Raw genomic sequence first — 25,220 nt, forward strand, 5'->3', positions numbered from 1 at the left:
GCCGCGCGCGCCGTCCCGCAGCTGCCTACCGCTCGCGCTCGACCCGCCGCTCGTCCCACACGGGCTCGGCCGTCTCGCGCACCACACCGTCGGACCCGAAGACGAGGTACCGGTCGAACGACCGCGCGAACCAGCGGTCGTGCGTCACGGCCAGCACCGTCCCGTCGAACGACTCCAGGCCTTCCTGCAGCGCCTCGGCCGACTCGAGGTCGAGGTTGTCGGTGGGCTCGTCGAGCAGCAGCGCGGTGGAGCCGGCGAGCTCGAGCAGCAGGATCTGGAACCGCGCCTGCTGGCCCCCGGACAGCCGGTCGAAGGGCCGGTCCGCCGCTTCGGTGAGCTCGTAGCGCCGCAGCCGCGCCATCGCCTTGCCCTTGTCCTGCGCGTGGTCCTCCCACAGGATGTCGAGCAGTGCGCGGCCGAAGAGCTCCGGGTGGGCGTGCGTCTGCGCGAAGTGCCCGGCGACCACGCGGGCCCCGAGCTTCCACGAGCCGGTGTGCGCGACGTCCCCGCCCGCGAGCAGGCGCAAGAAGTGGGACTTGCCGGAGCCGTTCGAGCCGAGCACCGCCACGCGCTCGCCGTAGAAGACCTCGAGGTCGAACGGCTTCATGAGCCCGGTGAGCTCCAGGCCCACGCACGTGACGGCGCGCAGGCCGGTGCGCCCACCACGCAGCTTCATGGAGATGTCCTGCTCGCGCGGTGGCTCCGGCGGCGGCCCGGCCTCCTCGTACTTGCGCAGCCGCGTCTGCGCCGCCCGGTACCGCGAGGCCATGTCGGGGCTGCTCGCCGCCTGGTTCCGCAGGGTCAGGACCAGCTTCTTCAGCTGAGCGTGCTTCTCGTCCCAGCGGCGGCGCAGCTCCTCGAACCGCGCGAACCGCTCGCGGCGCGCGTCGTGGAACGTGGCGAACCCGCCGCCGTGCACCCAGGCGTCCGCGCCGGCCGGGCCCGGCTCCAAGGAGACGATCCGGTCCGCCGCGCGCGAGAGCAGCTCCCGGTCGTGGGACACGAAGAGGATCGTCTTCTTGGTGGCCTTGAGCTGCCCCTCGAGCCAGCGCTTGCCCGGCACGTCGAGGTAGTTGTCCGGCTCGTCGAGCAGCAGCACCTCGTCGGTGCCCCGCAGCAGCGCCTCCAGCACGAGCCGCTTCTGCTCACCGCCCGACATGGTCCGCACCTCACGGAACTGCGCCCGGTCGTACGGCACGCCGAGCGCGGCCATGGTGCAGACGTCCCACAGCGTCTCCGCCTCGTACCCGCGCACCTCCGCCCAGTCCGACAGCGCCTGCGCGTACGCCATCTGCGCGGCCTCGTCGTCGACCGTCAGCATCGCGTGCTCGGCCTCGTCGACGGCGCGCGCCACCTCGCGCAGGCGGGGTGCGGACACCGATACCAGGAGGTCGCGCACGGTGGTCTCGTCGCGCACCGAACCGACGAACTGGCGCATGACGCCGAGGCCGCCGCTCACCGCGACGGAACCCCCGTGCGGTGTGAGCTCGCCGGTGATGATGCGCAGCAGGGTGGTCTTGCCCGCACCGTTCGGGCCGACGATCGCCGTCGCACTGCCCTCCCCCACCCGGAACGACACGTCCCCGAGCAGGGTCCGGCCATCCGGCAGGTGGTATTCGGCGTGCGCGACTTCGAGATGGCCCATGGGTCACCATGGTCCGACGTCGGACCGGCAGGACCAAACTGTTTCACCGCACCGCGGACGACGCGGCCGTCGCCGGGCCCGGCGACGTCGAACCTGTGGACGGACTCCACGGATGTCGGCGGCGTGCTGTTGACTGGTCTCGTGAGTACAGATGCTGTGACTGATGCCGGCACGGATCCGGCGAAGGACGCCCCTGACGTAGCGACCCTCAGCTACGAGCAGGCACGTGACGAGCTCGTGCAGGTCGTCGGCCGCCTGGAGACCGGCGGGGAACCGCTCGAGGCGTCGCTCGCGCTCTGGGAGCGTGGCGAGGCCCTGGCTGCCCGCTGCCAGGAGTGGCTCGACGGCGCCCGCGAGCGCCTCGCGGCCGCGCAGAACGGGTCGCTCGAGTCGCCGGAGGATGCCGAGTGAGCGCGTACGTCCTCGCCGTGGGCGAGGCGCTGGTGGACGAGGTGCGACGTCCGGACGGGTCCGCCGCCGAGCATCCCGGTGGCAGCATCGCCAACGTGGCGCTCACGCTGGGCCGGCTGGGCCGGGACGTCCGGCTGGCGACGTGGCTCGGCGCCGACGCGCGGGGCGACCTGGTGCGTGGCTGGCTCGCCGAGTCCGACGTCGCGCTCGTGCAGGGCAGCGACGGCGCGGAGCGCACCAGCGTCGCCGTGGCCACGCTGGACGGCAGCGGCTCAGCCACCTACGACTTCGACCTGACCTGGCAGGTGCCCGCCCAGGCGATGCCGGGCCTGGACACCAGTGCCGAGCCGAGCGCCCAGGTGGGTGGCAGCGACGCGGTCGCCGTCCACACCGGGTCGATCGCGGCCCTCCTCGAACCGGGTGCGGGTCAGGTGCGGGAGGTTCTCGAGGCCGCGCGGACCACCTCGACCACCACGTACGACCCGAACGCGCGGCCGGCGATCATGGGGTCCGCCGCGGACGTGCGTCCGCGCGTCGAGGCGCTCGTGGACCTCTCCGACGTGGTCAAGGTGAGCGACGAGGACCTGGCCTGGCTGTACCCGGGGTCCGACCCCGTGGCCGTGGCACGCGACTGGCAGCGCGGCACCCCCGCGCTGGTCGTGGTGACCTTCGGTGGCAAGGGCGCGGTGGCCGTGTCCGACGCCGGGGAGGTCGAGGCGGTGGCTCCTCGGGTCGAGGTGGTCGACACCGTCGGGGCAGGCGACTCGTTCATGGGCGCGCTGATCGACGGGCTGTGGGAGCACGACCTGCTGGGGGCCGACCGGCGGGACGCGCTCACGGGCGTCGACCCGGTGACCGTGCAGCAGGTCCTGGACCGCTGCTGCACCGTCGCGGCCATCACGGTGTCCCGTGCGGGCGCCAATCCTCCGCGCCGCGAGGAGGTCGGCCGATGAACCCGGTACCGGAGCACCTCAGCCCCCGCGACGCCTGGGCGCTGCTGCGCTCGGGCAACGACCGTTTCGTTGCGGACGCCCCTGTCCACCCGTCGCAGAACGCGGCCCGACGCCGGGAGCTGCAGGCCGCTCAGCACCCCCACACGGTGATCTTCGGCTGCTCGGACTCGCGGGTCGCGGCGGAGATCATCTTCGACCAGGGCCTGGGTGACGTGTTCGTCGTCCGCACCGCCGGGCACGTCGTGGACACCACGGTGATCGGCTCCATCGAGTACGGGGTCGACCTGCTCGGCGCGTCCCTCGTCGTGGTGCTGGGTCACGACTCCTGCGGCGCGGTGGCCGCCGCCGCCGCCACGCTCGCCACGGGCGAGCAGCCCGGCGGGTTCGTGCGCGCGGTGGTGGACCGGGTGATCCCCTCGATCGTGAGCATCACCTCGGGCGATCCGGCCAAGGTGACGGCCGCGCTGGCCGACCAGGACGTGCTGCGGCGTGAGCACGTGAAGCACACCGTCGGCATGCTGCACAGCTACTCGGCGGGTCTGGCCCGGGCGGTCGAGGAGGGCCGGTGCGCCGTCGTCGGCCTCGAGTACGACCTCGCCGTCGGCAGCGCGCGGCTGGTCAACGTGATCGGTGACATCGGCGAGCTGCCGGAAGCGCCTCCGCACGCGGAGTGACCGGGCGCGCTCGCGTCGCCCGGGCCGCCTCGTGCGGCCCGGGTGACGCGAGTCACGCGCTCAGGTACGTCGGCGGGGCGAGGCTGCGGCACGATAGAACCATGACTGCTGACACCGTCGTCCCGTCCGGCGACACCGAGTTCCGTATCGAGCACGACACCATGGGTGAGGTGCGCGTCCCGAAGAACGCGCTCTACCGCGCGCAGACGCAGCGGGCCGTCGAGAACTTCCCGATCTCCGGCACCCCGCTCGAACGTGCGCACATCGAGGCCCTGGCTCGCGTGAAGAAGGCCGCCGCCACCGCGAACGCCGAGCTGGGCGTGCTCGACCGGGACATCGCCGCCGCCATCGTCGCCGCCGCGGACGAGGTCGCCTCGGGCAAGCACGACAGCCACTTCCCGATCGACGTCTTCCAGACCGGCTCGGGCACGTCGTCGAACATGAACACCAACGAGGTCCTCGCGACGCTCGCCACCGCGACGCTCGGCCGCGACGTGCACCCGAACGACCACGTCAACGCCTCGCAGTCGTCGAACGACGTGTTCCCCACGTCGGTGCACGTCGCCGCGACCTCCGGCGTCGTGAACGACCTGATCCCGGCGCTCTCCCACCTGGCCGACGCGCTCCAGGCAAAGTCCGAGGAGTACGCGGAGGTCGTGAAGTCCGGCCGCACGCACCTCATGGACGCGACCCCCGTCACGCTCGGCCAGGAGTTCGGCGGGTACGCCGCCGCGATCCGCTACGGCGTGGAGCGTCTGCAGGCCGCCCTGCCGCGCGCGGCAGAGGTTCCGCTGGGCGGCACCGCCGTCGGCACCGGCATCAACACCCGGCCGGATTCCCGCAGCGGGTCATCGCCCTGCTCGCCGAGGACACCGGTCTGCCGCTGACCGAGGCGCGCGACCACTTCGAGGCGCAGTCGGCGCGGGACGGCCTGGTCGAGCTGTCGGGTGCGCTGCGCACCATCGCGGTCTCCGTGACGAAGATCTGCAACGACCTGCGCTGGATGGGCTCCGGCCCCAACACCGGCCTCGGCGAGATCGCCCTGCCCGACCTGCAGCCGGGATCCTCGATCATGCCGGGCAAGGTCAACCCCGTCATCCCCGAGGCGGTACTGATGGTGTGCGCCCGGGTCATCGGTAACGACGCCACCGTGGCGTGGGCCGGCGCGACGGGCACGTTCGAGCTCAACGTGCAGATCCCGGTGATCGCGCAGGGTGTGCTCGAGTCGATCCGTCTGCTGTCCAACTCGTCGCGGGTGCTGGCGGACAAGACGATCACGGGCATCACCGCGAACGTCGAGCGTGCTCGCGCCCTGGCCGAGTCGTCGCCGTCGATCGTGACGCCGCTGAACCGCGTGATCGGCTACGAGGCCGCCGCCAAGGTCGCCAAGACGGCCGTCAAGGAAGGCATCACGGTGCGTCAGGCCGTGCTCGACCTCGGTTTCGTCGAGCGTGGCGAGCTCACCGAGGAGCAGCTCGACACCGCGCTCGACGTGCTGTCGATGACCCGCCCGCCGCAGGCCTGAACTGAACTCCACGCCACCGGCCTGAGCGCACGGAAGCGGACAGCCACGAGGGCCGCCCCCCCATGGGGAGCGGCCCTCGTGGACTGCTGTCGGCAGGTGCCGAACGGATCAGGTCAGGAGACGGGAGCCTCGGCCGCGTCGGCAGGCTTGTCGGCGTCGCTCGACAGCAGGATGAACGCCGCCGCGGCGACACCGACCGTCGCGACGGTGGCGACCGTCGCCGCGATCGCGACCTGCGTCGCGACGGTGGCCACGCCCCACTCGCTGCCGGCGATCTCCTCGGCGCGCTCCTCGGCGGCCTTGCGCTGCTCCTTGCCGACCAGGCCGGAGATCAGGCCGGAGCCGTGCAGCAGGGAGATCAGGGTGGCGGTGCGCTCGTCGGGCTCCGCGCCCTCCAGCAGCACCTTCGTGAGGTTGGCGCGCAGCGCCACCTCGTGGCTCGAGTCAGCGGCGGGCCAGCGGGTGATCGGGAGCATCCGGAAGAGCTTGGTCTCCTCCTTCTCGAGGATCCCGCGCTCGGCGAGGGCCGCCAGCAGGTTGTCCTCCGCCGCGTCGGAGATGGCCTCGACGATCTTCCGCGCCGGCGCCTCGGGCGTGTCGAGCACGGCCTGCAGGGCCGCGTCGAGGGCCACGTGGCCGGTGGGCGCGTTGTCGGTGACGAGGATGGTGGTGTCCCCGGCCTTCTCGCGCTCCTCCTTGGTCGCGCCGGCCTCCGGCGCGCCCCGCATGAGGGTCTTGTTCGCGGCGGCGAGGTCGGCCAGGAGTGCGCCGGCGAGGCGAACACCCAGGTTGTCGACGTTGGCGGTCTTGCCCGTCTCGTCGTCGACGGCGAGCAGCAGGAAGTCTTCGGCAATCAGCATGCCCCGATGCTATATCCGACAAGGGCGACAGATCCCAATTCGGTGACCACTCGCCGCGCGGAACGTCCCGAGCGCTGGCGAACACCCTTTGGTTAGCCTTACCTAATTCTGCTACTGTCGCTCATGCACTCGGAGAAAGCGCGCCGCCGGACTGCGGGGCTGGGGGGTTTCCGTCCGCCGGGGCGTTGAGGTTCACGAGCACGTCAGACGCTCAGGTCACCACGGTGACCTGAGCGTCTGACATGTCAGGAGGCGGCGGTCAGACCTCCAGGTGCTCCAGCATGTCGGTCACCAGCGCCGCGACCGGCGACCGCTCGGACCGGGTCAGGGTGATGTGCGCGAAGAGCGGGTGCCCCTTGAGCGCCTCGATGACCGCGGCGACGCCGTCGTGCCGCCCGACCCGGAGGTTGTCCCGCTGCGCGACGTCGTGGGTGAGCACGACCCGCGAGCTCTGGCCGATCCGCGACAGCACCGTCAGCAGCACGTTCCGCTCGAGCGACTGGGCCTCGTCCACGATGACGAACGAGTCGTGCAGCGACCGTCCGCGGATGTGGGTGAGGGGCAGCACCTCGAGCATGTCGCGCTCGATGACCTCCTCGACCACGGCGGGCGAGACCAGCGCACCCAGCGTGTCGTAGACCGCCTGCGACCAGGGGTTCATCTTCTCGGACTCCGAACCGGGCAGATAGCCCAGCTCCTGCCCGCCCACCGCGTACAGCGGCCGGAACACGACCACCTTGCGGTGCTGCTGACGCTCCAGGACCGACTCCAGCCCGGCGCACAGGGCCAGCGCCGACTTACCGGTGCCGGCGCGGCCACCGAGCGAGACGATCCCGATCTCCTGGTCGAGCAGCAGGTCGATCGCCACCCGCTGCTCCGCGGAGCGGCCGTGGACCCCGAACACGTCCTGGTCGCCCCGGACCAGCTGCACCCGCTTGTCCGCCGTCACCCGGCCGAGCGCGGAACCGCCCGGCGAGTGCACCACCATGCCCGTGTGCACGAGGAGCGGCGACGCCGCCTCGACGGTGACCGGGTCCAGGCTCGCGATCTCGACCGAGTCGTTCTCCCAGAGGGACCCCATCTGCTCGTCCGAGAGGTCGATCTCCCGCATCCCGGTCCAGCCCGAGTCGACGGCGAGCTCGGCCCGGTACTCCTCGGCCTGCAGGCCGACGGCGGACGCCTTCACCCGCATGGGGAGGTCCTTGGAGACCACCGTGACGGTGCTGCCCTCGGCCGCCAGGTTGGCGGCCACGGCGAGGATCCGGGTGTCGTTGTCCCCCAGCCGGAACCCGGCGGGCAGGACCGTCGGGTCCACATGGTTGAGCTCCACCCGCAGAGTTCCGTCCGCGTTCCCCACGGGAACCGGTGAGTCGAGGCGGCCGTGCTGCACCCGCAGCTCGTCCAGCATCCGCAGGGCGCTGCGGGCGAAGTACCCGAGCTCGGCGTGGTGACGCTTTGCCTCCAGCTCCGTGATCACGACGATCGGGAGGACGACATCGTGCTCCGCGAACCGCAACATCGCCTTGGGATCACTCAACAGCACAGACGTGTCGATGACGAAGGTCCTACGTTCGTCACCGGCCGCGCCGGGAGCGGCGTCGGCACTCTGGTCGGTCGGACGGGTGGTGCTTGCGGAATGGCTCACTGCGGTTCTCCCTCCGGCGCCGAAGCGCCGTGACAGTCTCGTCGCTACCTGTCGGGCACCGCCTGTCGGCGGAACCGACCCGGACGAACCGGGGCTGGTGGATGGGCCGGAAGACCGGCTCGGTGCGCCGCGGCGTGGCGCAGAGCCGGGACCGGCCCTTCTCCACGGAGCGAGCACTCCATAGGTTGGCCTCCCGAAGGGGCGACTGGGTGCCGTCCCTGAAATGGAAACTACGCGCCCTGCCATCTCGTGACCAGGCCCACACCCCGGCGGGTCGCAAGTTGTCACGAACTGTTCACACACCGGCAATGGCTTGACCCTGACACCAAGAAACGGCAAAACTCGCAGGAAGACGCGCCGACGCGGCAGGATGGGACGCATGGCTTCCTTTGCTGTCCTCCTCCGCGCCGTCAACGTCGGGCCCGGCCTGCGCGTCACGTCCGCCGACCTGCTCGGTGCCGCCGACGCCGCCGGGCTGGGAGCCGCCCGCACCCTCATGAACAGTGGGAACCTCGTGGCCACGCCCGGCGCCTCGGGCGCCACCGGCCCCGCCGACGTCGCGGGCCTCGTGCGGGACCGGCTCCACGAGCGCATCGGTCAGGACGTACCCGCCGTCGGGCTGAGTGGTGCGCAGCTGGACGCGATCGCCCGGGCCAACCCCTTCACCGGTGCCGCGCGGGACGACCCCTCCCGGCTCCAGGTGCACGTGCCGTTCGGCGAGCTGGACGAGGCCGGTATCGCCCGGCTCGACCTGGGCCACCCCGGCCGCGAGATGCTCGCGACCGGCGCGGGAGTGCTGTACGTGCACTACGTGGACGGGGTCGGCCGGTCGAAGCTCACGCCGAAGGTGATCGACAAGGCCGCCGGCGCGGCGACCACGGCCCGGAACTGGAACACCATCACCAAGCTGCGCACGGCCTGCGCGGCGCTGGAGTCCACGTAGCGTCGTGGGGCAGATCGTGACCCAGGTCTCACCTGCGACAGGCGCTGGAACCCGTCAGGCAAGGCCGTGGCACGACAACCTGGCGGGTAGGGTAAAGCCCAGGGTGTGCCGGGAAGTCTGGTCGGCGTGGACCGGCACAGTCCGGTCCGTCCGAGACGACCCGCAAACCCGAGAGGACAAGCGTTGAGCCCTAACGCCGTTGCCCCCACCCGAGCCCAGCGTCTGCGGAACTGGGCCGCCCGAGAGACCACCGGGGGTGCGCTCCTCATCGGGGCCGCGTTCCTCGCCCTGCTCTGGGCGAACTCTCCCTGGCGAGAGGCTTATCAAGCCCTGTCCCAGACGGTCGTCGGGCCGACCTCGCTCGGTCCGCTGCCCATCCACCTCGACCTGTCCCTCAGCACCTGGGCCGCCGACGGGCTGCTCGCGATCTTCTTCTTCGTGGTGGGTGTCGAGCTCAAGCAGGAGTTCGTCGCCGGCAGCCTCCGCAATCCCAAGGAGGCCGGCGTCCCGATGATCGCGGCGGTCGGCGGCATGGCGATACCGGCCCTGGTCTACGTCGGCGTCGTCCTGGCCCTCGGTGACCCCGGCGCGCTGCACGGCTGGGCGATCCCCAGTGCCACCGACATCGCGTTCGCGGTGGGCGTCCTCGCGATCTTCGGTCGCGGGCTGCCGATCGCGATCCGGACCTTCCTGCTCACGCTCGCCGTGGTCGACGACCTGCTGGCGATCATCGTCATCGCGATCTTCTACACCAGCGAGATCAACTGGTTGTCGCTGCTCGGCACGCTCGTCGCCGTCGCCCTGTTCGCCTGGCACGTGCGGTCGCGCAAGCCCCACTGGTTCCTCCTGCTGCCCCTCGCGCTCATCGCCTGGATCCTGATGCACGAGTCCGGGGTGCACGCGACCATCGCGGGTGTGCTGCTCGGCTTCACCGTCCCCGCCCTGGCCGTGCACGGCGAGTCCTCGTCCCGCACCCACCAGTACGAGCACCGGATCAAGCCGCTGTCGTCCGGCATCGCGCTGCCCGTGTTCGCGTTCTTCGCCGCGGGCGTCACGCTGGTCGGCGGCGACGGCCCGGCGGCCGTCATCGGCCAGCCGGTCGTCGCGGCGATCACGGCCGGTCTCATCCTGGGCAAGCTCATCGGTGTGCTCGGCACCACGGCGCTGATCACCCGCATCACTCCCCTGCGGCTGCCCGACGGCATCGGTGTGCGCGACCTGCTGCCCGTCGGGTTCCTGGCCGGTATCGGGTTCACCGTGTCGCTGCTGATCAGCGAGCTGTCCTTCGGCGACTCGGAGCACACCGACGGGGCCAAGATCGCGATTCTCGGCGCCTCGGTGCTCGCCGCGGTCCTCGGCGCCATCTCGCTGCGCTGGGACGCCCGCAGTGCCCGCACGTCGGACATGAACCTCGACGGCCGAGCCGACCAGATCCACGGCTACATCGGCGACGCCGAGGACCGCCAGTCCAACTGACCCCACCTTGCCGAGGCAGGACCAGGACCAAGCAGAACTGCAGCGCACCCGTCGGGTGCGCTGCAGTTCTCCTTCGGCGGTGCGGGGCCAGAACGCCGGGCTCAGAACTCCGGGCTCAGAACGCCGGGCTCAGAACTCCAGGAGGAGCGCCTCGCCCTGGCCTCCGCCACCGCACAGGCCGACGGCGGCCCGGCCGCCCCCGCGGCGAGCCAGCTCGTGCGCCGCGTGCACGGCGATCCGGGCCCCGGACGCCCCGACGGGGTGGCCCAGCGCGATGCCGCCGCCGTGCACGTTGACGCGGTCCAGCGGGACGCCCAGCGCCTGCGCGGACACCCCGACCACCACGGCGAACGCCTCGTTGATCTCCACGACGTCGAGGTCGTCCGCCGTCCACCCCTGCCGCTCCAGGGCCTGGGCGATCGCCCGGGCCGGCTGGGAGTGCAGAGAGTTGTCCGGCCCCGCCACCTGACCGTGCGCGCGCACCGTCGCGAGCACGGGCACCCCTGCTGCCTCCGCCCGGCCACGCGTCGTGAGCACGAGCGCGGCGGCGCCGTCGGAGATCTGTGACGAGTTGCCCGCCGTGAGCGTGCCCTCGCCCGCGAACGCCGGGCGCAGCTTCGCCAGCGACTCGGGGGTCGTGTCGGGCCGGACTCCCTCGTCGGTGCGCACCTCGACCGGGTCCCCGCGGCGCTGCGGCACCGACACGGGCGCGAGCTCCGCCTCGAACACGCCGTCCTTCGCCGCCGTCGCGGCCCGCTGGTGCGAGGCCGCGGCGATCGCGTCCTGCTCCTCGCGGGACACGAACACCGAGCCGGCGTTGTGGTCCTCCGTCGAGATACCCATGGACACGCCGTCGAACGCGTCGGTCAGGGCGTCGTGCGCCGTGGCGTCCAGCAGCTCCGCGGGGCCGTAGCCGAACCCGAACCGGGAGCCCGGCAGGAGGTGCGGCGCGTTCGTCATCGACTCCTGCCCGCCCACGAGCACCACGGCGGCCTCGCCCGTGCGCAGCAGTCGTGCGCCGTCGATGATCGCCGTCAGCCCGGAGAGGCAGACCTTGTTCACGGTGACCGCCTGCACGTCCCAGGAGACGCCGGCGGCCACCGCCGCCTGCCGGGCCGGGTTCTGCCCCGCGCCCGCCTGGATCACCTGGCCGAAGACCACCTTGTCGACGTCCGCGGCCAACGCCCCCGCGCCCTCCAGGGCACGGCGCGCCGCCACGGCGCCCAGCTCTACGGCGCTCAGCGTGGACAGCGATCCCTTCAGTCGTCCCTGCGGCGTTCGTGCCGCCGAGACGATCACTACATCGTCAGCGCCGTTCTTGTCAGCGCCGTTCTCCGCACCCGGTGCTGCGCTTGTGGCGCCTCCCGGAGTGGTGCTCGGGTCAGTCATGAGACCTCCTTTGGCCGTCGTTCTCAGCGTATCCCGCGGCGTCGTGGCTCCACAGCCCTCACACCATCGGCTCGACGAGCTCCACCGTCAGCTCGGGTTCCGTCCTCTCGATGACCTCGTCGGCGGTGACGCCGGGCGCGAGCTCGCGCAGGACCAGCCCGGACGGCGTCACGTCCAGCACCGCCAGGTCCGTGATGATCCGGTCCACCACGCCCTTGCCGGTCAGCGGCAGCGAGCAGGTGCGCAGGATCTTCGGCGACCCGTCGCGCGCCACGTGCTCCATCAGGATGATCACGTGTCGGGCGCCGTGCACCAGGTCCATGGCACCGCCCATGCCCTTGACCATCTTGCCGGGGATCATCCAGTTGGCCAGGTCGCCCGTGGCCGACACCTGCATACCGCCGAGGATCGCGGCGTCGATCTTGCCGCCGCGGATCATGCCGAACGACGTCGCGGAGTCGAAGATCGACGAGCCGGGCAGCAGCGTCACCGTCTCCTTGCCCGCATTGATCAGGTCGGGGTCCACGGCGTCCTCGGCCGGGTACGGCCCCACGCCGAGAATCCCGTTCTCCGACTGCAGCACCAGGTGCCGGCCCGGCGGCACGTAGTTCGGCACGAGCGTCGGCAGGCCGATGCCCAGGTTCACGTACATACCGTCGGTCAGCTCGCGCGCGGCGCGCGCCGCCATCTCCTGTCGCGTCAGCGCCATGGTTCAGGCCCCCTTCGTGTCCGGTGTGGTGGCGGACGACGGTGCGGCGACCGTGCGCCGCTCGATCCGCTTCTCGATGTCGGTGCCGACGTGCACGATGCGGTGCACGTAGACGCCCGGCAGGTGCACGGTGTCCGGGTCGATCTCACCCGGTTCGACCAGCTCCTCGACCTGGACGATGCACACCCGCCCCGCCATAGCCGCGAGCGGCGAGAAGTTGCGGGCCGACTTGTTGAACACGAGGTTCCCGTGCCGGTCGCCGCGCAGGGCGTGCACCAGCGCGAAATCGGTGCTGATCGCGTCCTCCAGGACGTACTCGGCCGCGTCGTCGCCGGTGCCGAACGTGCGCACCTCCTTGGCGGGCGACGCGATGGCTATGCCACCGGCGCCGTCGTACTTGCGCGGGAGACCGCCGTCGGCCACCTGCGTGCCGACCCCGGTGCGCGTGAAGAACGCGGCGATGCCCGCGCCACCGGCGCGGAGCTTCTCCGCGAGGGTCCCCTGCGGCGTGAGCTCCAGCTCCAGCTCGCCCGAGAGGAACTGCCGCTCGAACTCCTTGTTCTCACCCACGTACGAGCTGGTCATCTTGCGGATGCGCTGGGCGTTCAGCAGCACGCCGAGCCCCCAGTCGTCGACGCCGCAGTTGTTGCTCACCACGGACAGGCCCGCCGTGCCCTGCGCCAGCAGGGCCTCGATCAGCGCTATGGGGTTGCCGCAGAGGCCGAACCCACCGACGGCCAGTGACGCGCCGTCCGGTATGTCGGCCACCGCCTCGGCCGCGCTCGCGACCACCTTGTCGAATCCGCTGCTTATCGCTTCGGTCATCGTTGACTCCATTCCGATCGGGATCAGGTCAGGCCCCGGGCCCGACGATCAGCAGGGTCGCCGCGAAGACGATCCCCGAGGCCAGCAGTGTCACGGTGGTGTATCCCAGGATGTCCCGCACCTTCAGGCCGGCGATGGCCAGCAGGGGCAGTGCCCAGAACGGCTGGATCATGTTGGTCCACTGGTCGCCGTACGCCACGGCCATGATCGCGACCGCCGGGTCGACACCGAGCTGCGTGGCGGCGTCGAGCAGGACCGGCGCCTGGACGGCGAACTGCCCGCCACCCGAGGGTACGAAGAAGTTCACGACGCCCGCGGCGACGAACGCCAGCACGCCGAACGTCTGCGGCGTCGAGATGCTGACGATCGCGTCGCTGAAGATCTGGATGAGGCCGGTCGCCGTCATGATCCCGAGGATGCCCGCATACAGCGGGAACTGCAGCAGGATCTCGCCCACGTTGGCGGCCGCGTTCTTCACCAGGGCCGCCACCTCGAACGGGCTGCGCACCAGCAGGAGCACGAGCGCGAGGAACGTCCAGTTGACGATGTCGAGGGTCGGCGTGCCGCCGTCGGCGAAGTAGACCACCAGGTAGGCGACGAGGCTCAGCCCCGTCAGCGTGGTCAGGACCCGGCTCGCGTCGAGGCGGTCGGCCGGGGTCACGGGCCGCTCGATCTGTACCTCGGCCGCGCGCGCGTCGACCTCGAGCTCCACCACGCGGTCGGTCCCGCGCGGGGCCACGAGGGCCAGCGCCCCGGCGACCACCAGCACCGTGACGACCGCCGCGACCAGGTTCCACGGCGCGAACGTGGTCTGCGAGACCGGGACGGTCTGCCCCAGCTGCTCGACGACGAACGAGTCGGCGGTCGCCGCCGTCAGCGGACCGGACCCCGTGTAGCCCATGTGCCAGACGACGAAGCCGGAGAACCCCGCGGCGACCAGCAGCGGGAAGTGCACCCGCACGCCCTTGGCCCGCATCTGGGCCGCCACCTCGCGGGCCAGCAGGCCGCCCGCCACCAGACCGAGCCCCCACTGCACCAGCGAGAGCGCCGAGGCGAGCACGGCCACGAACACGTACGCCTGCACCGGCCCTCGCGGCAGCGAGGCGACCCGGGCCAGCCCACGCCGCACCAGCCGGGTGTTGGCGAGCATGTGCCCCAGCAGCAGGACGAGCGCCATCTGGGTCATGAACGCGAGCAGCCCGGACAGCCCGTCGCCCCACCCCGTCAGCACGGCCGTGGGTCCGGCGTCGGTCAGCAGGAGCGCGAGCGCCGCCACCACGAAGGTCAGCAGCACGGCGAACACGAGCGCGCTCGGGATGAACCGCTCCACCACGGCGTTCACCGGGCGCATGGCCACGGCGAACGGGTTCCGGTTCTTGGCCGACGGCGGCACCGGGGCCGGTGCTGGTGTCGGTGTGGGTGTCTTGCTCATCGCGCGCTCCATCCGCCGTCGATCGTCCACGAGGCCCCCGAGACCATCGCGGCCTCCGGACCCGTCAGCCACCCGACCAGGGCGGCCACCTCGTAGGGTTCCACCAGCCGCTTCACCGCGGCCTGGCCGAGCATCACCTGTGCCAGGACCTCGGACTCCGCGATCCCGTACGCCCTGGCCTGCTCGGCCACCTGCTGCTCCACCAGCGGCGTGCGTACATAGCCGGGGTTGACGCAGACGCTCGTGACGCCGCGCTCGCCGCCCTCCAGGGCCGTCACCTTCGACAGCCCCTCCAGCCCGTGCTTCGCCGACACGTAGGCCGACTTGAACGGCGAGGCCACCAGCCCGTGGACCGAGGAGATGTTGACGACCCGGCCCCAGCCCCGCTCGTACATGCGGGGCAGCGCCGCACGGACCAGCAGGAACGGTGCCTCCAGCATGATCCGGTGGACCAGCCGGAAGTCGTCCGGCACGAAGTCCTGGATGGCGCTGACCCGCTGGATGCCCGCGTTGTTCACCAGCACGTCCGTGTCCAGTTCGAGGCCGTCGAGCGCCCGGGTGTCGGACAGGTCCACCACCCAGGCCTCGCCGCCGACCTCCTCGGCGACGGCCTTGGCGTCGTCGCCGTCCACGTCCGCGACGGTGACGTACGCGCCACGCGCCGCGAGCTCCCGGGCGCACGCGGCGCCGATGCCGCTCGCCCCGCCGGTCACGAGCGCCCGCCGGCCCTCGAGCCGGCCACCCTCAGGGGTCGGGTTCATCGTCGATCCTCCTTCGTGGTCCTGCGGCCGCTGGTTCGCGGTCGGTCGTCGTCGACTCAGTCGGTCCGCGCCGCGAGGGCCCGCTCGCGGGCCTGGTCCTCGGCGTCGAGGTCGTGCAGCGAGGCACCCCGAGTCTCGCGCAGTGCGAGCGCCGCGACCAGGGTGATGGCGGACGCGACCAGCATGTAGATCGCGGTGGGCCACCAGGAGCCGGTGTTCTTGAGCCAGGTGGTGGCCAGGATCGGTGCGAGGGAGCCGGCGACGATGGACGTGACCTGGTAGCTGATCGAGACGCCGGAGTAGCGCATCCGGGTCGGGAACATCTCGGCCATGATCGCCGGCTGCACCGCGTACATCATGGCGTGGAACAGCAGTCCGGCCATGAGGACGGCGAGGATCACCAGCGAGTTGCGGCTGTTCATCGCCGGGAAGGCGAACCAGCACCAGGTCGCGCCGAGCACGGCGCCGGCCACGTACAGCGGCCTGCGGCCGATGCTGTCGGCAAGGCGTCCGACCACCAGGATCACCACGAAGTGGAACGCGTGCGCCGCCGCGACGACACCGAGGATGCGCGTGGTGTCCATGCCGAGCGCCGTACCGAGGTAGACGATCGAGAAGCTCACGACGAGGTAGTAGAGGATGTTCTCCGCGAACCGCAGGCCCATGCCGGTCAGCACGCCCCGTGGGTAGCGCTTGATCACCTCGAGGACACCGTAGCTCTTGGCACCCTGGTCGATCTCGGCCTTCGTCTCCTCGTAGATCGGGGCGTCGGAGACCCGGGTACGGACGTAGTAGCCGACGACGATCACGACGGCCGACAGCCAGAAGGCGACGCGCCAGCCCCAGGCGAGGAACTCCGCCTCGCTCAGGACGCCGGACATCGTGTACAGCACGACGGTCGCGAGCAGGTTCCCGGCCGGCACGCCGGCCTGCGGCCACGCCGTCCAGCGGGCCCGCTCGTCGTCCTTGCTGTGCTCGGCCACGAGCAGCACGGCACCGCCCCACTCGCCGCCGAGCGCGACGCCCTGCACGAACCGGAGCACCACGAGGAGCGCCGGGGCGAGGAAGCCGACCTGCTGGAAGGTGGGCAGGCAGCCCATCAGCACGGTGGCGACGCCGATCAGCAGGATCGTGAGCTGCAGGGTGTGCTTGCGCCCCACCTTGTCGCCGATGTGGCCGAAGATGACGCCGCCCAGCGGTCGGGCGAGGAAGCCCACCGCGTAGGTCGCGAACGCCGCGATGATCGCGTCGTACTCGTTGCCCGTCTCGGGCATCAGGACCTTGTTGAACACGAGCGCCGCGGCGGTCGCGTAGAGGAAGAAGTCGTACCACTCGACGACGGTGCCGGCCATCGAGGCGGCGACGATGCGCCGGATCAGCGACCGGTCGCCCGGCGCTTCGGTGCTCTGCTGTGCAGACATGCTGCTCCTTGGTGTCGACTCTGACACGGGGAGTGGCGGGCCGGTGCGATCCGCACGTCCCGCCACGATGACTCGCCAGAGTGTTCCCGCCAAGCACTGTGCGGAGCAATGACGAAGTAGGCAGACGCGGTGTGCAGAAATGCACACTTGGTACCGTCGCCGCATGCCAGCCCGCAACGACCCGCCGGCCGGCCAGGTCGCCGACCAGCTCCTGGTGCTGCTCCAGGTGGCTCGCACCGGCCGGTACACGACGGCGGCGCGGGCACTCGGCGTCAACCACACCACCGTCGCCCGCAACATCACCGCGCTGGAGCGCGCCCTGGGTGGCCGCCTCCTGGTGCGCGGCGCCGACGGCTGGGAGCTCACCTCGCTCGGCCGCCGCGCGGCGCGGGCCGGCGAGTCCGTGTCGGACGCCGTGGACCGGCTCGTGGCCGGCGACACCGAGGCCGACCCCGTGACCGGCGTCGTGCGGATGACGGCGACCGACGGGTTCAGCGCGTACGTCGCGTCGCCGGCCATCGCGCGGCTGCGCGGTGAGCACCCGGAGCTGTCCGTCGAGCTCGTCACGGTCACCCGCGTGGCGACCCACCACCGCTCCGGGGTCGACATCGACGTCGTCGTCGGGCAGCCGAGCGTGCAGCGGGCCAAGGCCGTGCGCCTGGGCGAGTACGTGCTCGGCATGTACGGCTCGCGCGACTACCTGGCTCGGCACGGCACACCGACCACGGTCGCCGAGATGTCCGAGCACGGGCTGGTCTACTTCGTCGACTCCATGCTCCAGGTCAACGACCTCGACGCACCGCGCCGCCTCGTGCCGGGCATGCGCGACGCGCTGGCCTCGACGAACGTGTTCGTGCACGTGGAGGCCACCCGTGCCGGTGCGGGCCTCGGGTTCCTGCCCTGCTTCATGGCCGACCGGCACGACGACCTCGTACGGCTCCTGCCCGACGAGGTCACCGAGCGGCTGCCCTACTGGGCGGTGATCCGCAGCGAGTCCTGGCGCCGGCCGGCCGTGGCCGCCGTCGTGCAGGCCCTGCTGGCGGAGATGCGCACCCGCCGACCCCGCATGCTAGGACTGGACGGGCCGGTCTGACGGGGTCGCGGGCCGGACCTCAGTCCGGGGCGTGTTGGTCCAGGAATCGGTAGACCTCCGTGGTCTCCACACCGGGGTACGCGCCCGAGGGCATCGCCGCCAGCATCGACGCGTGGGGACGCGCCGAGGGCCAGGCGAAGTCGCCCCACTTGGCCGACAGTTCCTCGGGCGGACGCCGGCAGCACGACTCGTCCGGGCACAGCGACGTGTTGCGCTCGGTCGTCTCACGCCCCTCGAACCACTTGACGTCCGCGAACGGCACGCCGACCGACACGGAGAACGCGCCGTCCGACGTGTTCTCCACGCGTGACGTGCACCAGTAGGTACCGGACGGTGTGTCGGTGTACTGCGCGTACGGGTTGAACCGGTCCTCGACGTCGAACACGCGCCGCGCTGTCCACTGCTTGCACACGTGCTGGCCCTCGACGGCGCCGAGGGCGTCCGAGGGGAACCGCACGCCGTCGTTCTCGTACGCCTTGTGCAGGATTCCCGACTCGTGGACCTTCATGAAGTGCACCGGGATGCCGAGGTGCCGGGTCGCGAGGTTGGTGAACCGGTGCGCCGCGGTCTCGAACGACACCCCGAAGGCGTCGCGGAGGTCCTCGATGGCGATGGCTCGTTCGTCCTTGGCGTCACGCAGGAACTTCACGCCTGGTTTCTCGGGCACCATGAGCGCCGCCGCCAGGTAGTTCGCCTCGACGCGCTGGCGCAGGAACTCGCCGTAGTCGCCGGGCTCCGTGTGGTCGAGCACGTGGGAGGCGAGCGCCTGGAGCAGCGCGGAGCGCGTGTTCGAGCGGCCGCGGAAGCCCTTGGACGGCAGGTAGAGGCGCCGGTTGCGGGTGTCGATGACGGACCGCGTCGAGTGCGGCAGGTCGCTGACGTAGTGCAGCGTGAAGCCGAGGTGCGCGGCGATCTCGGCCGCCATGCGTTGCGGCAGCGGACCGGAGGTGTGCCCGACGTCGGCGAGCAGCTCCTTGGCGACCTGCTCCAGCTCGGGCAGGTAGTTGTCCTTGGCCCGCATGTCGCCGCGGAGCTCACCGTTGGCCCGTCGCGCCTCCTCCGGCGTGGCCGCGCGCTCGGTGTGCAGCCGCTCCAGCTCACGGTGCAGCGCCAGGATGGTCGAGAGCGCGTCGTGCGGCAGCGACTTGCCGATGCGGACGCCCTCGATCCCGAGCGACGCGAACAGCGGGCCGCGCTGCACCCGCTCGAGCTCGATCTCCAGCGCGTCGCGCTCCGATGGCGGCTCGGCCGAGAGCAGGTCGTCCACGCCGGTGCCGAGCGCCCGGGCAATGGCCTGCAGCTGCGAGAACTTGGGCTCGCGCTTGCCGTTCTCCAGCGTGCTGACCTGCGACGGTGCCCGGTCGATCGCCGCCGCGAGGTCGTCGAGGGTCATCCCCTTGCTGGTCCGCAGGTGCCGGATGCGGCGGCCGATCGTGAGTGCGTCCGGCTCGGTCTCGGCCCGGCCGGCCCCCGCCTCCGACGCCTGGCCGGGCACCCGACCGAGCGCCTGACCCGGCACCCGACCGTGCGGCCGGCCGGTTGCCCGTCCTGCGCCGTTCTGCGTAGGACGCGCAGAAGTCACGTTTCGCGCGGTTCTGCCATTCCCGGTGGTTCCTGCCATGCCCGAGGGTGACATACGGGAAGGCTTCCGTTCAACAGAAGAACCTCGTTTCTTCTACTCAGATCTGCTTGAGAAGCGGGTTGCGCAGGGCAGAAGGTCGTAACACGTCACCCGGAAGACGCGGTGACGACGTTCCATCCCGAGAAGGAGACCCGCCATGAGCGCACCCACGATCGATTCCACGTCCGAGGCCACCGCGTCCGCCACGGTCGCGACGCCCGTGCGCACCGGCGACCAGGTGCAGACGGCCGCCGAGCTGCAGCAGTCCTGGGACTCCGACCCCCGCTGGGCCGGCATCGAGCGCAGCTACACCGCCGAGGACGTCGTCGCCCTGCGCGGCTCGGTCGGCGAGGAGAGCACGCTCGCCCGCCGTGGCGCCGAGCGCCTCTGGCGCCAGCTGCACGAGGAGGACTACATCAATGCTCTCGGCGCGCTGACCGGAAACCAGGCCGTGCAGCAGGTCAAGGCGGGCCTGCAGGCCATCTACCTGTCCGGCTGGCAGGTCGCCGGGGACGCGAACCTCTCGGGCCAGACCTACCCCGACCAGTCGCTCTACCCGGCCAACTCCGTGCCCGCGGTGGTCCGGCGCATCAACAACGCGCTCCTGCGCGCCGACCAGATCGACGTGTCGGAGAACGGCACCCCCACCCGCGACTGGCTCGCCCCGATCGTGGCCGACGCCGAGGCCGGCTTCGGCGGCCCGCTCAACGCGTACGAGCTGATGAAGTCCATGATCCAGTCCGGCGCCGCGGGCGTGCACTGGGAGGACCAGCTCGCCTCGGAGAAGAAGTGCGGCCACCTGGGCGGCAAGGTGCTCATCCCGACGCAGCAGCACGTGCGCACGCTGAACGCGGCCCGCCTCGCGGCCGACGTCGCCGACGTTCCGTCCATCGTGATCGCCCGGACCGACGCCGAGGCCGCGACGCTGATCACGTCCGACGTGGACGAGCGCGACCGCCCGTTCATCACCGGCGAGCGCACCAACGAGGGCTTCTACAAGGTGACGAACGGCATCGAGCCGTGCATCGCACGCGCGAAGGCCTACGCGCCGTACTCCGACCTGATCTGGATGGAGACCGGCACGCCCGACCTCGAGCTCGCCCGCAAGTTCGCCGAGGCCGTCAAGGCGGACTTCCCCGACCAGATGCTGAGCTACAACTGCTCGCCGTCGTTCAACTGGAAGAAGCACCTGGACGACGACACGATCGCGAAGTTCCAGCGCGAGCTGGGCGCCATGGGCTTCAAGTTCCAGTTCATCACCCTGGCCGGCTTCCACGCGCTGAACTACTCGATGTTCGACCTGGCCCACGGCTACGCCCGCGAGCAGATGACCGCGTACGTGGAGCTGCAGGAGAAGGAGTTCGCCGCCGAGGCGCGCGGCTACACGGCCACCAAGCACCAGCGCGAGGTCGGCACCGGTTACTTCGACCGGGTGGCCACGGCGCTGAACCCGAGCTCCGCCACCACCGCCCTGGCCGGCTCGACCGAGGCGGCGCAGTTCTGATGACCGCGACCATCGACACCCGCCCGCAGGGCGCCAACCCCTTCGATCCCGATGCCGGCCTCGCCGGGATCGGCACCCCGCCGGCCGCACGCAACAGCTCCTCCTCGGCTCCCAGGAGCTCGGCCCCGAGCTTCCTGCCGAACGGTGGGGTGGGCGCCTCGCGGACCGGCGCCCGCCGAGGCGTCATCACCGTGACCGGTCCCGTGGGCCCGCGCTACGGCGAGATCCTGAGCACCGACGCACTCCAGTTCCTGGCCCTGCTCCACGACCGGTTCGACGCCGCCCGCGACGAGCTGATCGCGCGGCGCCAGCTGCGCCGGCAGGACATCGCGGACGGCAGCGACCCCGACTTCCGGGCGTCCACCCGGCCGGTCCGGGACGACCCGCACTGGCGGGTGGCCGGCTCGCGTCGTGCGCCCGGCCTGGAGGACCGCCGCGTCGAGATCACGGGCCCCACCGACCCGAAGATGACGATCAATGCGCTCAACTCCGGCGCCCGGTGCTGGCTGGCGGATGCGGAGGACGCGTCGAGCCCGACGTGGCCCAACGTGGTGGAGGGACAGCTCGCGCTGCACGACGCGATCCGCGGCACGCTCAGCTTCACGAACGAGGCGGGCAAGGAGTACGCGCTGCGGTCGTCCACCATCGCCGACCTCCCGACCATCGTGTTCCGCCCGCGCGGCTGGCACCTCGACGAGACCCACCTGCGCTACACGGACGCGAACGGCATCACGAGCAGCGCCCTGGGCAGCCTCGTCGACTTCGGGCTCTACTTCTTCCACAACGCCGCCGAGCTGATCGCCCGGGGCCGCGGCCCGTACTTCTACCTGCCCAAGCTCGAGGGCTACAAGGAGGCGCGGCTCTGGAACGAGGTGTTCGAGGTGGCGCAGGACGCGCTCGGCATCCCCCGCGGGACCATCCGCGCCACGGTGCTCATCGAGACGCTGCCCGCGGCGTTCGAGATGGAGGAGATCCTCTACGAGCTGCGGGACCACTGCGCGGGGCTCAACGCCGGCCGCTGGGACTACCTGTTCTCCGTGATCAAGTGCTTCCGCACCCGCGGTGACTCGTACGTGCTGCCCGACCGCGCGCAGGTGACCATGACCGCACCGTTCATGCGGGCGTACACCGAGCTGCTCGTCGCCACCTGCCACAAGCGAGGTGCGCACGCCATCGGCGGCATGAGCGCGTTCATCCCGGACCGCCGCAGCCCCGAGGTCACCGAGCGGGCGTTCCACCAGGTCGCCGCGGACAAGAAGCGCGAGGCCCGCGACGGCTTCGACGGCACCTGGGTGGCCCACCCCGACCTGATCCCCGTGGCCGCGCGGGAGTTCGATGCCGTGCTCGGCGACGCACCGAACCAGGTCTCGCGCCTCCGCGACGACGTCGAGGTGGGTCAGCACGACCTGCTCGACATCGCGTCCGCGCGCCGCGCCGGGGCGACCGTGACCTCGGCCGGCCTGCGGTCGAACGTCTCGGTGGCCATCCGCTACCTCGACGCCTGGCTCCGCGGTACGGGAGCCGCGGCGCTCGACAACCTCATGGAGGACGCTGCCACCGCCGAGATCTCGCGGTCCCAGGTGTGGCAGTGGATCGCCTCGGGCACCGTGACCGACGACGATCAGCTACCGGTCACGCGCGAGCGGGTCGAGGCGATCCTGCTCGACGTCGTCGCCTCGCTGTCACCGGACCACGGCAACCGCATCGAGGAGGCCGCGGCGATCTTCCGCGAGGTCGCGCTCAAGGACGCCTTCCCGCCGTTCCTGACGAACGCCGCTTACCAGGGACACCTGGTGGGCTCGGCCGCCGACCAGGTCTGAGGTTCGCCCCCTCCACAAGCTGCCCGACGCCGCGCCGGTCGCCGTTCTCTCTCCGGCCCCACCACCCCTGGGGGTCTGACCGGCCCGGCGTCGGGTGTGGCCACTGGCCCTTAGCGGGCTGCGCTCAGCGTGATCGGCGGCCGCCACTCTCGCCTGATCAACCCGAACACCCACGTGTCCGAAACCTCGCCGTTCACGACGCACTCTTCCCGCAGCGTCCCCTCACGGACGAATCCAGCCTTCTCCAGGACCCGGGCAGACGCCACGTTGCGCGTGTCGGTCTCGGACTGAACTCGGTTGAGGTCCAGCGTGTCGAACGCCCACTGCAGCAGGGCGTGCGCGGCTTCTGTCGCGTAGCCGTGGCCCCACATCGCGTCGTCGAGGCAGTAGCCCAGCGACGCGCTGCGGTAATCCGGGTTCCACCCGGTCAGACCGCACCAGCCGACGAAGGCTCCGTCAGAAGCACGGTCGATGGCCACTCGTGCCCCGGTCCCTTCGTCGGCCATCTTCCGGCACATTGCGATGAAGCGCTCCGCACGAGTCTGTTCGGTCCACGGTGGAGAGTCCCAGTAGCGCATCACGAGGGCGCTGCTGTGCAGCGCGAAGAGAGGGGCGGCGTCGGCATCCGTGAAGGGCCGCAGACGCAGGCGTGCGGTGTGCAGGTGGGGGGCTACCAAGGACATGCGTGCCATCGTGCGCCATGACGGGGTGCGGCGGACATCGAATACTCGGTCCCGGCCTGACGACGCCGATGCGGCTGGGCGCCGCGTGCCGGCGCGGACCCGGAGGTGGCCGGGCGTCTCAGGTTGCGCGGGCTGCCGGTCGTAGGTGGTGGCGTGCCGGCTGGCGCACCCGGCACGACAGGGTGACCGGGCCGGTCGCTCGGCCCGACTGCGTGTCCGGCCGCGCGACCGTCGTCCCGCCCGGCGGCTGCCCGTCGAGCGGCGGTTTGCTTCGTACCGGTCGTGGGGGCTGGGGTGCGACCGACCGGTACTGCTGTCCGGTCGGTGTGGTGGTGGTGACGGTGTGTCTGCCTGTCTCGGGGTCGATCTCCGCGGCGGCGGTCCAGCCGGGGGTTTCCTTGGCCTGGTTGCAGGCAGCACAGAGTCCTTGGCCGTTCGCGAGGGTGGTGTCCCCGCCGCGGCCTGCCGGGGTGATGTGGTCGAGGTGGCGGATCGGTGCGTCGCACCAGGCGGTGCGGCAGATGCCCTGGTCGCGCACGCGGAGCAGGTCGGCGAGCCCGTCGGTGAAGAACCGTTGCTTGCTGCTGGTGCCCACCAAGTCGCCCGTGCTGGTGGTGTAGACGGCGCGCAGCCACGCAGCGTTCAGGTCCAGGCCGTTGGCGACGAGGTTGCGCGCCACCTGTGCGGGGATGGCGCCGTGTCCCGTGCCGGTACCGTCCAGCACGACGGCAGGTTCGTGCCCGCCGGCGAGCAGCGCCTCGTCCGAGACGACCAGGTGCACGGTGACCGGGACGTCCCCGGCGTTCTCCTGGCCCGTGATCCGTTCGACCAGGGTGTCGGCCATGATCTGCCCAGCCGGTCGCTGGTCCCCTCCCGTGTGCCGGGCGGTCTCCGCGGCGAGCTTCAGCGCCGCGTAGGCCTGCACGCCCTCGGCGACCGGGAGCAGCGCCGTCAGGTACGTCATCGTGTCCGGCGCCGGGCGCAGGGTCACGCACCGGTCGGAGACGGCCTTCGCGGCCCGCTTGGTCAGCGCGGCGGGGTCGAGCCGGCCCGCGTGCTCGGTGATCAGCGCGACCAGCCGCCGGGTACCCACACCCTCCAGCACGGCCGGGTCGGCACACAGGTCCGCGTCGATGGTCTGGCGGTCTGCCAGGGTCAGGCAGGCGGTCTCCTTGACCAGCAGCGTCGCGCGTTCCTGGGACAGCCGTCCCTCCCGCAGGGCGCTCAGGGTGTAGGGCATCTCGGTGTGCCAGACCGTCGCGACCGCGAGCAGGGACCGGGCCCGATGCGGCGAGACCCGCAGGGCGAGGCCTGCCTGCTGAGCCACGTCCCGCTCCGCGTCACGGGTAGCGGACCGGGCGGTGACCGGGACCTGCCGACCGCGCTTGTCGTGGACGGTTCCGCCCGACGCGATCACGGCTTCCTTCGCGGCTCGGACTTCCTCGTCGCGTAGGTCGACCAGCACCTGCGCCTGCACGGCCACCACACCCGCAGCAAGGGCCTCCAACGCCCGCAGTGTCGCGACCCGTGACGCGGCGTCGGCGGGGCCGAAGCCGGACAGCAGCCACGCATGCACGCCCGCGACCGCCTCCGCGGTCACCTCACCAGGGTCAGCACCGTACGAGCCGGGAATGTCGGCGGCAGCACCGTTGGCGGCAGTGACGGCACCGGAAGGACAATCGCCGGCATCGCTGTCGATGTCAGAGACGGATGCCAGGCTGGCCCAGACCTCGCTTCGAGCGTCAGCGAGTGAAGCGGTGGGCAGCATGCCGCCGACCACTGGCCCTTCTGATGCACTCTCTCTGAACATGCCACCATCGTATCGCACAC

The 25,220-nt window shown here is 71.4% G+C and carries 20 protein-coding genes and 1 pseudogene; 9 read left to right on the top strand and 12 right to left on the bottom strand.

What is annotated here, in order from left to right; translation table 11 throughout:
- Positions 1–25: 25 nt before the first annotated feature.
- A complete protein-coding gene (locus ACFSL2_RS11570; RefSeq protein WP_377197999.1) occupies positions 26–1,645 on the bottom strand; it encodes an ABC-F family ATP-binding cassette domain-containing protein in 1,620 nt (539 codons plus the stop codon).
- Between the two features lie 141 nt (positions 1,646–1,786).
- On the opposite strand from ACFSL2_RS11570, the gene ACFSL2_RS11575 reads away from it, so the two are divergent.
- From ACFSL2_RS11575 to ACFSL2_RS11590, 4 genes and pseudogenes are all read left to right on the top strand, one after another.
- A complete protein-coding gene (locus ACFSL2_RS11575; protein ID WP_377198000.1) occupies positions 1,787–2,056 on the top strand; it encodes an exodeoxyribonuclease VII small subunit in 270 nt (89 codons plus the stop codon).
- Complete coding sequence (locus tag ACFSL2_RS11580) at positions 2,053–3,009, top strand: carbohydrate kinase family protein (protein ID WP_377198001.1); 957 nt, start codon at positions 2,053–2,055, stop codon at positions 3,007–3,009. Before ACFSL2_RS11575 ends, ACFSL2_RS11580 begins: the two co-directional genes overlap by 4 nt.
- Positions 3,006–3,683: a carbonic anhydrase gene (locus tag ACFSL2_RS11585; protein ID WP_377198002.1), complete on the top strand. Its 678-nt coding sequence runs from the start codon at positions 3,006–3,008 to the stop codon at positions 3,681–3,683. The genes ACFSL2_RS11580 and ACFSL2_RS11585 overlap by 4 nt, the downstream gene beginning before the upstream one ends.
- A gap of 101 nt (positions 3,684–3,784) precedes the next feature.
- Positions 3,785–5,208: pseudogene (locus tag ACFSL2_RS11590) on the top strand (class II fumarate hydratase).
- A gap of 113 nt (positions 5,209–5,321) precedes the next feature.
- Here ACFSL2_RS11590 and ACFSL2_RS11595 read toward each other — a convergent pair.
- Positions 5,322–6,068: a GOLPH3/VPS74 family protein gene (locus ACFSL2_RS11595; RefSeq protein ID WP_377198003.1), complete on the bottom strand. Its 747-nt coding sequence runs from the start codon at positions 6,066–6,068 to the stop codon at positions 5,322–5,324.
- 259 nt (positions 6,069–6,327) lie between these two features.
- Positions 6,328–7,587, bottom strand: coding sequence for a PhoH family protein (locus ACFSL2_RS11600; RefSeq protein ID WP_377200814.1), 1,260 nt, complete (start codon positions 7,585–7,587; stop codon positions 6,328–6,330).
- 505 nt (positions 7,588–8,092) lie between these two features.
- Here ACFSL2_RS11600 and ACFSL2_RS11605 point away from each other — a divergent pair.
- Together ACFSL2_RS11605 and nhaA are read left to right on the top strand one after the other, a co-directional pair.
- Positions 8,093–8,656: a DUF1697 domain-containing protein gene (locus tag ACFSL2_RS11605; RefSeq protein ID WP_377198004.1), complete on the top strand. Its 564-nt coding sequence runs from the start codon at positions 8,093–8,095 to the stop codon at positions 8,654–8,656.
- A gap of 183 nt (positions 8,657–8,839) precedes the next feature.
- A complete protein-coding gene (gene nhaA, locus ACFSL2_RS11610) occupies positions 8,840–10,132 on the top strand; it encodes a Na+/H+ antiporter NhaA (RefSeq protein ID WP_377198005.1) in 1,293 nt (430 codons plus the stop codon).
- Between the two features lie 129 nt (positions 10,133–10,261).
- Here nhaA and ACFSL2_RS11615 read toward each other — a convergent pair whose 3' ends face one another.
- The 6 genes from ACFSL2_RS11615 to ACFSL2_RS11640 are packed head-to-tail and all read right to left on the bottom strand — an operon-like array spanning position 10,262 to position 16,669.
- Complete coding sequence (locus ACFSL2_RS11615; protein WP_377198006.1) at positions 10,262–11,521, bottom strand: acetyl-CoA C-acyltransferase; 1,260 nt, start codon at positions 11,519–11,521, stop codon at positions 10,262–10,264.
- A 58-nt stretch (positions 11,522–11,579) separates the two neighbouring features.
- Positions 11,580–12,230, bottom strand: a complete 651-nt coding sequence (locus ACFSL2_RS11620) for a CoA transferase subunit B (protein ID WP_377198007.1) — start codon at positions 12,228–12,230, stop codon at positions 11,580–11,582.
- 3 nt (positions 12,231–12,233) lie between these two features.
- Entirely contained in the window at positions 12,234–13,055 is an 822-nt protein-coding gene (locus tag ACFSL2_RS11625; RefSeq protein WP_377198008.1) for a CoA transferase subunit A, read from the bottom strand.
- A 28-nt stretch (positions 13,056–13,083) separates the two neighbouring features.
- Positions 13,084–14,487, bottom strand: coding sequence for a short-chain fatty acid transporter (locus tag ACFSL2_RS11630; RefSeq protein WP_377198009.1), 1,404 nt, complete (start codon positions 14,485–14,487; stop codon positions 13,084–13,086).
- Entirely contained in the window at positions 14,484–15,248 is a 765-nt protein-coding gene (locus tag ACFSL2_RS11635; protein ID WP_377198010.1) for an SDR family NAD(P)-dependent oxidoreductase, read from the bottom strand. The genes ACFSL2_RS11630 and ACFSL2_RS11635 overlap by 4 nt, the downstream gene beginning before the upstream one ends.
- 56 nt (positions 15,249–15,304) lie before the next feature.
- Positions 15,305–16,669, bottom strand: coding sequence for an MFS transporter (locus tag ACFSL2_RS11640; RefSeq protein WP_377198011.1), 1,365 nt, complete (start codon positions 16,667–16,669; stop codon positions 15,305–15,307).
- Between the two features lie 163 nt (positions 16,670–16,832).
- Here ACFSL2_RS11640 and ACFSL2_RS11645 point away from each other — a divergent pair, with 163 nt between their 5' ends.
- Positions 16,833–17,762: a LysR family transcriptional regulator gene (locus ACFSL2_RS11645; RefSeq protein WP_377198012.1), complete on the top strand. Its 930-nt coding sequence runs from the start codon at positions 16,833–16,835 to the stop codon at positions 17,760–17,762.
- Between the two features lie 19 nt (positions 17,763–17,781).
- Here the strand turns inward: ACFSL2_RS11645 and ACFSL2_RS11650 are convergent, their stop codons facing one another.
- The gene (locus ACFSL2_RS11650) at positions 17,782–19,257 is read right to left on the bottom strand and encodes a helix-turn-helix domain-containing protein (protein ID WP_377198013.1); all 1,476 of its coding nucleotides are present in this window, start codon (positions 19,255–19,257) and stop codon (positions 17,782–17,784) included.
- Between the two features lie 283 nt (positions 19,258–19,540).
- On the opposite strand from ACFSL2_RS11650, the gene aceA reads away from it, so the two are divergent.
- Positions 19,541–20,887: an isocitrate lyase gene (gene aceA, locus ACFSL2_RS11655; protein WP_377198014.1), complete on the top strand. Its 1,347-nt coding sequence runs from the start codon at positions 19,541–19,543 to the stop codon at positions 20,885–20,887.
- Complete coding sequence (aceB, locus tag ACFSL2_RS11660; RefSeq protein ID WP_377198015.1) at positions 20,887–22,707, top strand: malate synthase A; 1,821 nt, start codon at positions 20,887–20,889, stop codon at positions 22,705–22,707. The genes aceA and aceB overlap by 1 nt, the downstream gene beginning before the upstream one ends.
- Before the next feature lie 110 nt (positions 22,708–22,817).
- Here the strand turns inward: aceB and ACFSL2_RS11665 are convergent, their stop codons facing one another.
- Entirely contained in the window at positions 22,818–23,399 is a 582-nt protein-coding gene (locus ACFSL2_RS11665; protein WP_377198016.1) for a GNAT family N-acetyltransferase, read from the bottom strand.
- A gap of 109 nt (positions 23,400–23,508) precedes the next feature.
- Positions 23,509–24,990: an HNH endonuclease gene (locus ACFSL2_RS11670; RefSeq protein ID WP_377198017.1), complete on the bottom strand. Its 1,482-nt coding sequence runs from the start codon at positions 24,988–24,990 to the stop codon at positions 23,509–23,511.
- Positions 24,991–25,220: the final 230 nt, after the last annotated feature.

The organism is Promicromonospora aerolata, assembly GCF_042682255.1.
GTDB classification, from domain to species: Bacteria; Actinomycetota; Actinomycetes; order Actinomycetales; family Cellulomonadaceae; genus Promicromonospora; species Promicromonospora aerolata.